Here is a 14,050-nt window from a genome sequence, read left to right as displayed (position 1 = left end):
GCGTTACACCACACTAAGGGACGCAACCCACTCCAATGCCGGCTCATATTTGTGAATGGCATAGTGAGTGAACGTATCTCGATCGACAAGTCGGAGCCTCACTACCTCATTCGCCCTGGCGGATTCTAAACACACCTTGACCAATTTTACCGTCCGTAGCTCACGTGAGGGCGAAAGACGGCACCCCACCAGCTGCAATGAACCAACTCTCACACGGCAGGAACCAGTAGCGTATTACGGCGGGTCAGTTTGGCCGCGGAGCCAGCAACGATCTGAGACTCGCAAGCTGGACAAGCAGCCCGAATGCCAGGGGCTGAGAAACCCACAGGCGCAGTTTGGCTTGTTGTCAAGCGAAAAGCCCTCCGTCGGCTCTGGCTCTGCGATCAGCATTTTGTATCGTCTTCGGCAGTTACATAACAGGTGGCCCGGAAACCGCGAGAAATTGAGGTTTCCGGGCTTTTTCGTGCCCGGGAATGACTAACCGGATGACCGATGCGGGGCCGGCGGTGGATGCCGGCGGCTGGCCGGTGGGGGCCGGCCTGTGGACCGGCAGGTGGTGGGTTGCCGCTGGATGGCTGCCCGCTGGGTGGCTGGTCCTCGGGGTTGGGGGCGGCACCCAACTCGGCTTTCCCCTTGCTCGATTTGGTGTGATACAGTCCTGCGTGGATCAAGAAGATCAGTCGCAAGCCCTTCGGCAGACTGACTGGCAACCGCGCGTCGCGCACGGTGCCCCCGAAGGAAGATCTGTCCCGGGTGGAATTCGCCTCCGGGAAAGAGCGATCAATGAAGGAGTTCCCCATGCGGAACATCGAAGAAGAAGCAAACCTGCCCACCCCGAAGAAGTGTGGGCGTTTCCTGACGGCTCACGACATCCATTACATCCGGGCGAGGCACAGCTGGACCGCCACGTGGCGGGACGTGGAGAAGGTCGAGATGGATGGAGACTTTATCGTCTTCGTCGTCGACGGGGATACCGTCCGTGGCTGGAACCATGAACCGTCCTATGTGCAGGCGCTGATTGACTCTGGTCGGCGGGTGAAGTGGTGTGAGAGGTACGGGATTCTGAGCTTTGAAGCGCCGGGCGGGGGTAGTTCTCGCTATGTCGGAGTCGACTCCGTTGCGAGCCCGGAGGAATGCACCGGCACTCGCACAGATGGGTTCGTGATCGAGGGAAGGAAGCTCCTCGGAGGCGACGGCCAGGATAGTCGCGCATAGCGCGGCGCCGCCCCGCCCCGGCGATTTGAATTCACTGGACGATTCTGGGGCGATCTTCGTATGTAGAAAGATCGCCCCAGAACCGTCCACCTTGTCTCAACCCGGTTGCCCCCACGTCGCCGCGCCCCGCTTTCGGTCTAGACTTGTAGCGCCCGCCCACGAGCTAAGGAACCCCCATGATCAGCAACGCAGCGTCGTATTCGGTATCCGGCCGCGAGGAAAGGGGCGTGATCGTCGCGCTGCATGGTGTCACCGACAACGCCGCCGCACTGTCCGGCATCTCGCGCCGATGGGGGACCGAGTGGCGCGTCTACCTGGTCGACGCCCTCGGTCACGGCTTGTCGCGCCGGTTTCACGACGACGACCTCGCCGACCCCTTCACCGCTCTCGTCGCGGCGGCCCGGGCGGTCGTCATCGACGCGGCCCGCCACGCGGTGAGCCGGAAGGTGGTGCTGATGGGGCACTCGATGGGTGGGGCGATCGCGGCGGCGATCGCGCGGGAGGTGCCGGACCTGGTACAGGCGCTCGTGCTTGAGGACCCCGCGCTCCTCACCGACACCCAGCGGCAGGCCTACGCTGACACGGCTCGCGAGCGCGTCGTCCACCAAGATGCCGTCACCGCGGATCCGAGCCACGCGATCGCCGAGCTGAAGGCGTCATACCCAGCCTGGCCCGCCGCCGAGTATGGAGCGTGGGCGCAGGGGAAGGCGCAGGTGGACCGGCGCTTTTTGGCCACGGGCGTGGTGAGTGGGCGCGGGCGGGAGCTCCTGGCCGAGCTCGCGGTGCCCACGCTTCTCCTTACGGGCGACGGCGGCGATGTCCTGTTCGGTGCGGCCGGCCTTGCCCAGGCCGAGGCCCTCGCCAATCCGCACCTCAGCACGGCGCTCATCCCCGACGCCACCCACACGGTCCGCCGCGACCGGCCCAAGGAGTTCTACCAGGTCGTGAACGAGTTCCTCGGCCGCCACGGGCAGGACCCGCAGCCGGCCCCTTACATCGCCGACGAGCTGGCCTCCGTCCTCGACACGACGCCGTCACAAGACATGGCCCGCTACCACGTGGTTCGCCGGCAGGGAGAGGACGCCTTCGGCGGCGCGAGTCCGGGTGCGGGCGTGACGGTGGAGACCGTCGTCGTTGGCGAGGTGCCCCTGCGGTGCCTGCGGGGCGACGGGGAGCCGACCGCGGCGGTGCTGTCCATCCACGGCGGCGGATACGTGGCGGGTGAGGCGCGGTTCGACGACGCCCGCAACGCCGATCTGGTCGAACTGTTCGGGGGAGCGGTGGTGGCGAGCCCGGACTACCGGCTTGCCCCGGAGTACCCGTGGCCGGCGGGCGCCACCGACTGCGCCGACGCGCTGCGCTACCTCGCCCAGACTTACCCGGGCTTGCCGCTGTACGTGTTGGGCGACTCCGCCGGCGCCGGCCTGGCACAACAGGCAATCGCCCTGCTGGCAGAAAGCGGCGAGCCGGTGCGGATCGAACGCGCGTTCGTGCTCGAACCGTGCCTGGAGCCGGGGATGGATACGGGGTCGTTCGCCACCTACCGCGACGGGCCGATTTGGACGCGGGAGGCGTCGGCGGCGTCGTGGCGCCACTACCTCGGCGACCCGCGCGTCACCCCGCCCTACGTGCCCTCACGGCGGGCCGCGGCGCTCATGCCGCCCACGTTTATCGTGGTCAACCCGGCCGATCCGCTTCGCGACGAGGGCCTTCGTCTCGCCCAGGACCTCGCCGACGCCGGCGTCCCTGTCGAACTCCACATGTTCCCGGGCACCTTCCACGGGGCGCTGTCGGTGCCGTCCTCGCGCACGTGGCATCGCGTGAAGGAGGCGATGCGGGCCTTCCTCGCGACGCCGATGGGCTAGCGCCCGGTGGCTGGTCGCACGGCTACCGAAAACCCGTAACCTCGCGTTCACATTGGCGCCTTAGCGTGCAATAGCATGGGACGACTGCTCTTTGCGCTGGTTCTGGGTGGCCTGGCCTCATCGCTCGCCTTCGCTACGACCGGCTCGGAAAAATTCTGAACCGTGACTCGCGTGCTGCTCTTCGTGGCAGCGGCGAAGGACATCGTGTCCCTCCTTGACCTGCACGAGGTGGAGACCGGGGCCCTCGTGGCGGTCGCGCACCCGTACGAGGAATACAGCAACATCCACGTCCTCCTTGGCGATGAGGTTCCGCCCGCGTCGCAGGCGTTAAACGCCGACGCCGTGGCCTACGCCGAACCGCTCGAAGAGTGGCGTGCACCGACCAAGTTCCACCGGAGGTGGTGGGTGCTGGTGTTGGCGTTCGTGGTCGGCGCTGTTGGCGCGCCGTTCCTGTCGACGTCGGACCCGGTGCCGTGCCTGAAGTACATGGTCGGCAAGTACGACGGGCGTGTGCAGCAAATCGACGACGGCTACCTCTTCGAAGAAGTGCCCTTGCTTGAGGCGCTCGACGTGCTGGAGGGCGAGCTCGGACACGACCAGGTGATCGAGGTTGCGTTCGCGGACATCAAGCTCGACGCTGACGCGTCCACCGCGCTTGGTGGGGCGCAGATCGAAGATGTGGTGGTGCGAGGCGGCAAAGTCATCTCGCGAACAGTCAAAATACGTGAGCCCGGGCTTGATTTCAACGAGGCGGCCTTCAGCTTGGGGACGAACTGGTCGCAGATCATCCGAGCCATCCCCGAGGCGAAAAACGTGGCGCGCGAGCTGGGGCTTGCCGACCCGAAGATCGAGAGGGTCTCGGTGGCCCGGCTCCTTCCCATTTCGGTTGCGCTTGAGGTGCGCATGGTGTTCCGAGACGAGACCGGGTCCGAGACGGTGTTCCTCACGCCCAAGGGCGAGGTCACGACGTCGACCGAGTTCGTCCAGCTTGACGACGCCGCCCGCGAAACCTACTACTTCGCCCTCGATCGCTTCGCGCCCGCCGTCCAAGAGGCCCTTGAGGGGGTGGGTCTGACCGAGATGGTCAGCATCACGGTGTTCCGCGGGCGGCTTAACGTGGAGTCGTTCCGCGAGGAGGGTGGACGCAGCGAGACTGTTGAGGTGACGCACTCTGACGGGCGCGTGGCGCGCATCGCGCCCGCCGATCCCACGAAGGTGGACTCCGGGCGGCGCTTCACGATCAACGACGTCGACTGGGAGGCCACCTTCGCCATGATCGCCGAGGGGCAACCCATCATGGCCGAGGCTGGCGCTGAGGGCACCGAGCCCACCCACATCATCATTGAGCGCGACGACACGGACGTCCCGTATTTCCGGGTGTACTTAAAAAACGAGTACGACGAGGGTGGTTACCTCGAAGTGGAGGCGAACGGGTCGATCGTGCGGACCATGCTCCCGTAGGCGCGAGCCAGTATCGCCCGCGTCGCCTGCGTGGCCTCCTCGATGACGTCCTCGCTGCCGCCCGCGTCGATGAGCGTGAAGCCCGTGGAGATGAGCCCGCGGATGAGGGCGGCCACGATCGCCCGCCGTTCGGCTTTAACCTGCGGCAGCGCCTCGGCCACGAGCTCGGCGAGCATGTCGTCCAGCACGGCGTGCCCGCCGCTCTCGCCCTCCAGCTGCGAGCGCCGGATCCCCGCGCCTAGCTGCATGAGCCAGCCGTGCCCGCTGCGGGTGGCCTGGCGCAGGTTCGCCTCCACAAAAGCAACCGTAGCCCGCGCCCCGCGCTCGGCGGTGCCGGCAGCCGCAGTGCCAGTCATCCCCGCGCCCGTGCGCTCAGCCACAGAGCTAGCCTCGGCTGGCTCGGTATCCGACGCCCCGGCCCGCGCCTCGTCCACCGCCTCCCGGACGGCCGTGATCCACGCGGGGAAGTGCCGTCCGACCACGCGGGCCCGCAGGTCGTCGATCGAATCGATGTAGCGGTAGAGCGAGTTGCGCTTGATCCCCACGGCGTCGGCCACGGCGCCCGCGGTCAGCTCCGCGCCCGAACTCATGATCGCCTCGGCGACGTCGTAGATCTGCGCGAGGGTTTGCGCGCGGCGGCTCGCGAGCTGTTCGTGGTAGGGGCTATTCACGCCTGCCATTGTGCCACGATCGGCTACCCGGCCGGTACTTGCGACACTCTGTCGCAGGGTGTTTAATGGAGGGTGCGACACCGTGTCGCACTCTCGACGGCCGCGCCGCCGATCATCGAAAGGTTCACCCATGACCACTACGCGCAGCGCCGCCCTCGACGCTCCCGACGCGGAAACTCCCGCCGCGTCCGCCACGCCCGCCACCTCCGGCGCACCAAGCCGCGCCGCCCCAACCCCGCCCAACCGCTGGCTCATCCTCGGCGTGGTCATGTTCGGTGTCTCCCTCATCGTGCTGGACTCCACGGTGGTGGCCGTGTCGATCCCGGCGATCATCGCCGACCTCGGCCTCACCCTCACCCAAGCCCAGTGGGTCACCTCCCTGTACTCGGTGATCTTCGCCTCCTTGCTCCTAACCTCGGGCACGCTCGGCGACAGGATCGGCACCAAGCGGGTCTTCCTCGCGGGCCTCGCGGTGTTCGCCGCGGCTTCCCTCCTGGCCGCGCTCGCGACGTCGGCCGCCACCCTCCTCCTCGCTCGCGGCCTGCAAGGCCTGGGTGGCGCGCTCGTGCTACCCTCCACCCTGTCCACGATCAACGCCACCTTCCGCGGCAGCTCCCGCGCGGCCGCCTTCGGCATGTGGGGCGCAGTCATGGCGGCAATGGCCGCGATCGGCCCGCTGCTGGGCGGTTGGATCACCCAGACTTTCTCCTGGGAGTGGATCTTCCTCATCAACCCGCCGATCGCCGCGGTCATCTTCGCCCTCGCCCTGCGTGTGCTGCCCGCCGGGGAGCGCGCCCGCGTCGGGATCGACTGGCGCGGCTCGGCGCTGTCCGCCGCCGCGATGGCCACCCTCGTCTTCGGCCTCATCGAGGCCACCACCTTCGGCTGGGTCCGCATGAAGAACGACGCCGCCCTCGGCCCTCTCACCTGGCGCGCCGGCTGGGTCTCACCCACGCTCGTCGCGATCGCACTCGGGCTGGCCCTGCTCGCCCTCTTCGTCTGGGACCAGGCTCGCCGTGGCCGCGCCGGCCAGGCCGTCCTCCTCGACGTCAGCCTCTTTACCCTCTCCTCCTTCACCAACGGCAACGTCACCGCGATGATGGTGGCGATGGGCGAGTTCGGCGCCCTGTTCGTCCTTCCCCTCTTCCTTATTAACGTGCAGGGCTTCGGCGCGATCGAAGCGGGCTGGGTGCTGGCCTCGCTCGCTATCGGCGCGTTTTTCTCCGGGGCAGCCGCGCGGCACGTGGCCGGGCAGATCGGCGCGGCCTGGACGGTCGTCGTCGGGCTGGTACTGGAAGTCGCCGGCATTGCGGTACTCGCCGCGATCTTGCACGCGGACCTGTCGGCGATCACGATGTCGGCGGTGCTGGTCGGCTACGGGCTGGGCATGGGTCTGGCCTCGGCGCAGGTGGCCTCCGTGGTCCTGGCCGACGTGCCGATCGAGCGCTCCGGCATGGGATCCGCCACGCAGACGACGTTCCGCCAGCTCGGCTCCTCGCTCGGCTCGGCGGTGGCGGGCTCCGCGCTCGCGGCCGGCCTCACCGCCCTCCTCCCCGCCAAGCTCGCCGACCTCGGTATCCCCGCCGCCGGCGCCAGCGCCATCACCGACGCCACCGTCACCTCCGCCGGCTCCGCCATGTCTCAGCTCGCCGCCCAGGCCCCCGACCCCGCGGCCCTCCACGCCGCCCTTACCGAATCCTTCGCGACGGCGACCAGCATCTCCCTCGCCGGCTCTGCCGTGGCGCTCGGCGTCGGCCTCGTCTCCGCGCTCATCCTCGCCAGCCGCGCGTCATCCCGCGCCTAAACCCGGGCGCCGAACCATCCCGCCCATGCGCCCATATGACCTCCCAGGCCAGCGCGATAGAATGGAAAAATGTACGCAATCATCACCGTTACCGGCTCGGACCACCCGGGCATCGTCGCAGGAGTGACCACCGCGCTCGCGGAACACAAGGCCAATATCCTCGACATCTCCCAGACTCTCATGGGCGGATTCTTCACCATGATCCTCCGCGTGGAGGTCTCCAACTCGATCGACGAGCTCCAGGCCGCCCTGACCGCCGTCGAACGCGAGCAGTCTACCGTGATCCGGGTCCAGTCCGAGGCCCTGTTCACAGCAATGAACGAACTGTAGGTGCGCCGTGACTTTCCATTCGAGTCCGCAGTCCATCCTGTCCACGGTGGAGATGATTGAAAAGTACCGCCTGGACATCCGCACGGTCACGATGGGGATCTCGCTCCTGTCCTGCCGCCGGTCCACTATGGCCGCCACGTGCGAAGCGATCTACGAGCGCATCACCACCCAGGCCGCGCGCCTCGTGGAGGTCGCCGAGGGCATCGAGCGCGAGCTTGGCATCCCGATCGTCAACAAGCGCATCTCGGTCACCCCGATCGCGTTGGTGGCGGCGGGGTTGGAGGGCGACGTCGTCGACATCGCTCACGCCCTCGACCGGGCCGGCAAGGCCGTGGGCGTCAACTTCATCGGCGGCTACTCGGCGCTGGTGGACAAGGGGATGAGCGACGTCGATCGCGCCCTCATCGCCTCCCTCCCGCGGGCCCTGACCGACACGGATGTGGTGTGCGGGTCGGTCAACGTGGCCTCCTCGCGCGCCGGCATCAACATGGAGGCCGTGGCCCTGCTGGGCGAGGTCATCAAGGAGGCCGCCGCCCTCACGGCCGACCGCAGCGCGATCGCCTGCGCCAAGCTCGTGGTCTTCGCCAACGCGGTGGGGGACAACCCGTTCATGGCCGGCGCCTTCCACGGCGTGGAGGAGCCGGACGCCGTGATCAACGTGGGCGTATCCGGCCCCGGCGTCGTCGCCAACGCGATCGAACCCATGCGCGGCGCGCCGCTCAACGAGATCGCGGAGGAGATCAAGAAGGCCGCCTTCAAGATCACGCGCGCCGGCCAGCTCGTGGGTGAATTCGCGGCGGAACGGCTGGGCGTGCCCTTCGGCATCGTCGACCTCTCGCTCGCCCCCACCGCCGAAGTCGGCGACTCCGTGGCCGCGATCCTCGAGGCCATGGGCCTGGAGCGCGTGGGCGCTCACGGCACCACCGCCGCGCTCGCCCTGCTCAACGACGCGGTGAAGAAGGGCGGCATGATGGCCTGCTCGCGCGTGGGCGGGCTGTCCGGCTCGTTCATCCCCGTCTCGGAGGACGCGAACATGATCGACGCCGTCCGCGCCGGCACCCTCTCGATCGAGAAGCTGGAGGCGATGACGGCGATCTGCTCGGTCGGCCTGGACATGGTGGCCATTCCCGGCGACACCCCCGCCGCCGCAATTGCCGGCATGATCGCCGACGAATCCGCAATCGGGGTGATGAACCACAAGACGACAGCCGTGCGCGTCATCCCCGCCCCCGGCACCGCGGAAGGCGACGAGGTGGACTTCGGCGGGCTACTCGGCTACGCGCCCGTCATGCCCGTACGCGCCGTGTCCTCGGCCGAGTTCGTGGCACGCGGCGGATTCATCCCCGCACCCGTCCACGGGATGCGCAACTAACGCGCGCGGCGAACAAGTTTCGAGGGCATTTTTCACGGCGGTAGACTTCCGACGTTAATGCTGGTCAGAGTAGGAAATCAGATGAGACGCAAGCAACAGGTCCAAGTTGATTCGCTTAACGACGACGGCAGCGTGCTTCGTGCCATTCGCCTCGCTGCTTCTTCGGTGCACGGCCCGATCTTCGGGCCGCTCGACCTCGCGCTCGCCCCGGGCACGCTCTGCATTGTGCACGGCACCTCCGGCTCGGGCCGCTCGGCCCTGTTGCTCGCGCTCGCCGGCCGGTTGCGCCGCGTGACCGGCGGGCTTGAGATCGCCGGGTACGACGCCGACACCGAGCTTTCCGCCGTCCTCCAGTGTGCCGCGGTGGGCCGGATCGGGCAGTACGCCGCCCCGGATGACCGCCTCACGGTAGGTGAACTTATCGGTGAGCGCGCGGTCCAGGACGGTATGAGCATCCGCCAGGCCGTCGAGCGCGCGGAGCAGATCGAGGACTTCCTCGGCTACCGAATCGACCGAGGCGCCCTCTACCAAGAGCTCCCGGGTGCGGAGAAGGCGATGCTGTGCGCGGCGCTGGCGATGCTGCGGCCGGCGGCGGTTATCGTCGTGGACGGGGTGGATCACGACGTGCCCGCCCACCACGCCGCCACCCTCTTGGCCTCCCTGCAAAAGCTTGCCACGATGGATAACAACGTCATCGTCGTCAGCGCCTCCAATGCCAACGCGGCGCCCGTCGGCGCGGTCCGCGTTCACCTCGTGCCCACGAAGGTCACGCGCATCCACAAGATTGAGGAGCCGCCCGTCACCATCGACGAGGCCATCGAGGAACCCGAGGTCATCGCGCCGTTGGACCCGGACCAGGACGAGGTGGTGGTCGCAACCGTCGGAGAGCCGACGCAGGCCGAGCCGACACAGGCCAAGCCGGCGGACGCGGCCGGGGGCGACGTCGTCGTGAACGAGGAGGAAGAATAATGAAGCCGCTGCGCTCCGCGACCCTCGAATTCAAGCACTTCCGGGGCATCCCCGTGATCGCCCTCGTCTTTATCCTCATCGTCCCCGCCCTCTACGGCGGCATCTACCTGCACGCCAACTGGGACCTCTACCACGAGATCGACAAGGTCAAGGTGGCGATCGTCAACTCGGACAAGGCGGTGGACTTCGACGGGCAAACCATCGACGCCGGCTCCCTGTTCGTAGATGCGATCAAAGGCCAGGACGGCTTCGACTGGCAGTTCATGGACGACGAGGCCGAGGCCGAGCGGCGGCTGCGTGAGGGCGAGATCTACATGATCGTCTCCGTGCCTGAGAACTTTTCCGCGAACCTCGTGGCCGCTGGGCGCTTCCAGCCCGAACGCGCCACCATCACCTTCCACCGCGACGACGCCAACGGCTTCATCGCCGGCTCCCTCCTGTCCCAGATGCAGGCGCTCATCCAGGAGCAGGTCAACGCCGCGGTGGGCGAGGCGTACTTCTCCACCCTGTTCGGGCAGCTGTCCGTCATCCGCGATGGCATGACCACCGCCGCCGACGGCGCCCGCCAACTCTCCGACGGCCTCACCCAGGCCGCCACCGGCGTATCCACGCTCAACGAGGCGCTCTCCGGACTGGACGTGCCAGGGATGCAGGAGGAGATGGCGCAGCTGTCGGACGCGATGGCCACCCTCGACCGGGGCGCCACCAGCGTGTTGCTTGGCGTGTCCGGCGCCACGGGCTCCGTGGTCGGGCTGGAGAACGTGGCCGACGGCGTGCAGGTGGGCAAAGACAACGTCAAGGCCGCGCTCGGCCCGCTACGCAATTACGTCAACAACAACCTACCCAAGCTCCAGGACGACGCCGTCAACCTCGGCGGGCTCAGCGCCGAACTGTCCGGGAACGCAAACTCGACGATTGGGAAGACGAACTCCGCTCTCGACGCCGTCAACAAGGCCCTCCTCCAAATGGCTGCCAACCCCGACCTGGCAAACGACCCCGCCTTCCTGGCGAAGTTGCAGGAGGACATCGCAGCGTCGTCGTCGTTGCTGGGCGACCTGTCCGCGAACGTGTCCGGGCAGCTGAGGCTGACCTCGAGCCTGCAGGCGAACCTCGACTACAACGCCACGAAGGCGGCCGTGGACGCGGCGGATGCGGCGATGGCGGCGATCGATTCGTCGTTCAACAGCCTCGATGCCGCGCTGCGGAGCTTCGGCTCCTCCGCCGAGGACATCAACGCCGGCGTGGAACAAATCAACCAGGGTAAGACCCAGCTCACCACCCTCATCTCGGGGCTGAGTGGCAAGCTGCCCGAGGCTGTGGCGGGGCTGGAGCAGCTGGTCAGCGGCGTGTCCCAGCTCGACCTTGCGATGCAGCAGCTCGACACCGGCGCCGCGACCCTGGCCGACGGGCTCGAGCAGGGCGTGGCGCAGATCCCCGCGCTCACGGACTCCGAAGTGGATCACCTTGCTGAGATCATGTCCTCCCCGGTCAGCATCAGCGTGATCACCGACAACGACGCGGAGACCTACGGGCGCGGCCTGGCCCCATTCTTCTTCTCGATCGCCCTGTGGGTGTCCTCCGTGACCTTCTTCCTCGTGATGCGCACGATGCCCGGGCGGCTCGTGCTCTCCCGCGCCAGCAATTTCGCCACGATGATGCACGGGTTTGCGCCATTCGCGGTGATGGGCGTGGCCTCCTCGCTCATCATGGGCCTGGGCGTGTGGGGCCTGCTCGGCCTACACCCGGTGCACCCGTGGCGGTTCATCCTGCTGCTGATCGTGGCGGCGCTAGCCTTCATGGCGCTGGGCTATCTGGTAAGGCTGTGGCTGGGCTCGCCGCAGAGCGCCGTGTTCCTCGTGGCGTTGATCTTGCAGCTGCCGGCCTCGGGCGGCACGTTCCCCACGGAGATGCTCAACTCCTTCTACCGCGGGCTGTCGTCCATCTCACCGATGCGGTACTCGGTAGATGCCTTCCGCGTGGCGATCTCCGGCGGCACGGCCACCCAGTACTGGGGGTCGGTGGAGGTGCTCGCGCTGATCGCCGTGGTGTCGCTGGCGTTGCTGTACTGGCTGGTCGGGCGCCGGCGCGTGCTACGCATGCGCGACCTGCACCCGCCCATGATCACCGGCGAATCCACCGGCGACTTCGCCTTCTCCGTCCGCCCCCGCTAACCGGGGCTTTGAGAGGATTGGAAGGATTGAAAGGACTGACATGATCGTTGGAGCCTACGCGGCGATGCCCGCCACCCGCGCCGAACAAGAAGCCTTCCTCGACGCGCTCGCCCCCATCGCCACCGGCCTGGAGATCCCGTGGCGCACCGACGCCCTCGACCCCGACCCCGCCTGGCTCGCCCGCCAGCTCGCCGGCCGTTTCACGGACTCGGTGGTGACCGCGATCCCCGACACGATGCGGATGCTCGGCTCCTGGCCCGGGTTCGGGTTGGGGAGTCCCGATGACGCTGCCCGGACCGCCGCGCTTACTCAAGCGCGCCAGATCCTGGGCGCCGTTGAGTCGCTGAATGATGCCGCCGGGGGAGTGGTGCGGCGGGTGGAGCTACACTCCGCGCCGAGCCATACGGCCGATGCCGGGGCGCTGGTGGCCTCGCTCGGCGACCTGCTGCCCGAGGCCGAGCGGATCGGCGTGGAGATCGTGATCGAGCACTGCGACGCCCGCGGCCGCGCGGGGGCCGGGGAGAAGAACTTCCTCAGCCTGGAGGAAGAGATCGAGGTGGCCCGGCAAGTCGGTGTGAAGATCGCGCTGAACTGGGGGCGCTCGGTGATCGAGTCCCAGGATCCCGGCCGGCCCGAGGCGCAGGCGGCGCTGTTGGCCGAGCACGGGTTGCTCGCCGGGCTCATGTGCTCGGGCGCGGGAGGGGCGGACACCGCGTACGGCGCCGGCTGGGCTGACACCCACCTGCCCCTCAGCGTGGATGAGCCCTCAAGCCTGCTCACCCCGCGGCGCGTCCGCGATTTCATTGCGGCCGGGGGCGGCACCGAAGACTACCGCGGGGTCAAGATCCAGGTCCCCGCCGACGCCGGGGTCGAGGCGCGGGTGGCCATGATCGCGCGTGTGGCGGAGGCCTGGGCGGGCTTGGGTAGGCTGATCCCATGAACGAGCAATGGCTGACGTGGGCCACCGAAATCCAAGCAATCGCCCAGACGGGCCTGGCCTACGCCACGGACGTCTTCGACAGGGAGCGGTATACGCGCCTGCGGGAGATCTCGGCGGAGATCCTCGCCTCCTACACCGACGTGCCGGTGGAGAAGGTGGCTGAGCTTTTCTGCAACGAGGACGGCTACCAAACCCCGAAGCTAGACACCCGGGCTGTGATCGTGCGCGAGGGCAAGATCCTGCTGGTGCAGGAGGCCTCCGGCCGATGGGCGATGCCCGGCGGGTGGGCCGACATCGGCCTGACCCTGGGGCAGAACGTGGCCAAGGAAACCAAGGAAGAGGCCGGCCTGGACGTGGTGCCCCGGCGTGTGCTCGCCGTCCAGGACCGAGCCAAGCATAACCAGCCCGAGCTGCCGTGGAGCATCTGGAAGATCTTTGTGGCCTGCGACGTGATGGGCGGCCAGTTTGAGCCGAATGTAGAAACGATCGACTCGGGCTACTTCGGCTTGGACGAGCTTCCCCCGCTCCACGAGGGCAAAACCACCCGCGCGCAGGTAGAGATGTGCCTGGCGGGAGTGGCCGCGGGTGCGGGCGCGGACGTCGTTTTTGATTAGTGAATCGCGGGAATGAAATCCGCCCGTGGTCGGCTACAGGGTGCGAACGTGGTGGGCGCGCGCCCGTAGAATGCATGCGTTCCCCGAACGACCTCGCGTTTGACCGAAGGAGAAGAATGACCCGAATCGACATTGCCAAGGCAACCCCGGATGTCTACAAGGCTCTCAACGCCGCTTCGATGAAGTCGCGCGAGGCGTGGGAGGCGGCAGGCCTCACCGCGGAGGAGGTCGAGCTGGCGAAAGTGCGCGTCTCGCAGATCAACGGCTGCGTGGCGTGCCTCGGCGTCCACGTCCCCGCCCTGCGCGAGGCCGGTATGGACCAGTGCCACATCGACGTCCTGCCCGCGTGGCGTGACGCCGGCTCCCCGTTCACGCCCAAGCAGCGTGCGATCCTCGAGCTGGCTGAGGCTCTCACCACCCTGGAGCGCCCCGAGGCGCGCGACGCCGTGATCGCCGCCGCCCTCGAGTATTTCACCCCGGAGCAGGTCTCGGCCCTGGAGTGGTCGATTATCCTCATCGGCGCCTACAACCGGATTTCGATCGCGTCGGGCCACCGCCTGCGCTAACCCCCCGGCCCAGACCGCGCCTGGTAGCCGGCCGCGCCCGGCCAGCCCGGCCGGCAGGGCCAACCCTGTCCC

General features: G+C 67.9%; 12 protein-coding genes and 1 riboswitch. Of the genes, 11 read left to right on the top strand and 1 reads right to left on the bottom strand.

Annotation, left to right across the window (positions count from 1 at the left end):
- The first annotated feature begins 665 nt into the window (after positions 1–665).
- Positions 666–783, top strand: a riboswitch (SAM riboswitch).
- From HMPREF3167_RS04615 to HMPREF3167_RS04605, 3 genes are all read left to right on the top strand, one after another.
- Positions 784–1,215, top strand: coding sequence for a hypothetical protein (locus tag HMPREF3167_RS04615; protein ID WP_070445752.1), 432 nt, complete (start codon positions 784–786; stop codon positions 1,213–1,215).
- Positions 1,216–1,391: 176 nt separating this feature from the next.
- A complete protein-coding gene (locus HMPREF3167_RS04610) occupies positions 1,392–3,080 on the top strand; it encodes an alpha/beta fold hydrolase (protein ID WP_070445750.1) in 1,689 nt (562 codons plus the stop codon).
- A gap of 162 nt (positions 3,081–3,242) precedes the next feature.
- A complete protein-coding gene (locus HMPREF3167_RS04605) occupies positions 3,243–4,541 on the top strand; it encodes a hypothetical protein (RefSeq protein WP_148132385.1) in 1,299 nt (432 codons plus the stop codon).
- Here HMPREF3167_RS04605 and HMPREF3167_RS04600 read toward each other — a convergent pair.
- On the bottom strand, positions 4,490–5,212 hold the full coding sequence (locus HMPREF3167_RS04600; RefSeq protein ID WP_070445746.1) for a hypothetical protein: 723 nt from the start codon (positions 5,210–5,212) through the stop codon (positions 4,490–4,492). The genes HMPREF3167_RS04605 and HMPREF3167_RS04600 overlap by 52 nt on opposite strands.
- A gap of 130 nt (positions 5,213–5,342) precedes the next feature.
- Between HMPREF3167_RS04600 and HMPREF3167_RS04595 the strand changes: the two genes are divergently transcribed.
- The 8 genes from HMPREF3167_RS04595 (at position 5,343) to HMPREF3167_RS04560 (ending at position 13,978) form a co-directional block, all read left to right on the top strand.
- Positions 5,343–7,016 (top strand): MFS transporter, encoded by a 1,674-nt coding sequence (locus HMPREF3167_RS04595; protein WP_083281077.1) that lies wholly within the window; start codon positions 5,343–5,345, stop codon positions 7,014–7,016.
- A gap of 69 nt (positions 7,017–7,085) precedes the next feature.
- On the top strand, positions 7,086–7,346 hold the full coding sequence (locus tag HMPREF3167_RS04590) for an ACT domain-containing protein (protein WP_062613964.1): 261 nt from the start codon (positions 7,086–7,088) through the stop codon (positions 7,344–7,346).
- A gap of 7 nt (positions 7,347–7,353) precedes the next feature.
- Positions 7,354–8,718 (top strand): PFL family protein, encoded by a 1,365-nt coding sequence (locus HMPREF3167_RS04585; RefSeq protein ID WP_083281076.1) that lies wholly within the window; start codon positions 7,354–7,356, stop codon positions 8,716–8,718.
- Positions 8,719–8,799: 81 nt separating this feature from the next.
- On the top strand, positions 8,800–9,687 hold the full coding sequence (locus tag HMPREF3167_RS04580; RefSeq protein ID WP_062613966.1) for an ATP-binding cassette domain-containing protein: 888 nt from the start codon (positions 8,800–8,802) through the stop codon (positions 9,685–9,687).
- Positions 9,687–11,858 carry a YhgE/Pip family protein gene (locus HMPREF3167_RS04575; RefSeq protein WP_070445745.1) on the top strand — a complete coding sequence of 724 codons (2,172 nt, stop codon included), beginning with the start codon at positions 9,687–9,689 and terminating at the stop codon, positions 11,856–11,858. Before HMPREF3167_RS04580 ends, HMPREF3167_RS04575 begins: the two co-directional genes overlap by 1 nt.
- 40 nt (positions 11,859–11,898) lie before the next feature.
- Positions 11,899–12,798: a DUF4862 family protein gene (locus HMPREF3167_RS04570; RefSeq protein WP_070445742.1), complete on the top strand. Its 900-nt coding sequence runs from the start codon at positions 11,899–11,901 to the stop codon at positions 12,796–12,798.
- Positions 12,795–13,412 (top strand): NUDIX hydrolase N-terminal domain-containing protein, encoded by a 618-nt coding sequence (locus HMPREF3167_RS04565; protein ID WP_062613969.1) that lies wholly within the window; start codon positions 12,795–12,797, stop codon positions 13,410–13,412. Before HMPREF3167_RS04570 ends, HMPREF3167_RS04565 begins: the two co-directional genes overlap by 4 nt.
- Positions 13,413–13,528: 116 nt before the next feature.
- Positions 13,529–13,978, top strand: coding sequence for a carboxymuconolactone decarboxylase family protein (locus tag HMPREF3167_RS04560; RefSeq protein WP_070445739.1), 450 nt, complete (start codon positions 13,529–13,531; stop codon positions 13,976–13,978).
- The last annotated feature ends 72 nt before the right edge of the window (positions 13,979–14,050 follow it).

This window comes from Trueperella sp. HMSC08B05 (genome assembly GCF_001808405.1).
Classification (GTDB): domain Bacteria; phylum Actinomycetota; class Actinomycetes; order Actinomycetales; family Actinomycetaceae; genus Trueperella; species Trueperella bernardiae.
This window is presented reverse-complemented; position numbering and strand designations above follow the sequence as displayed.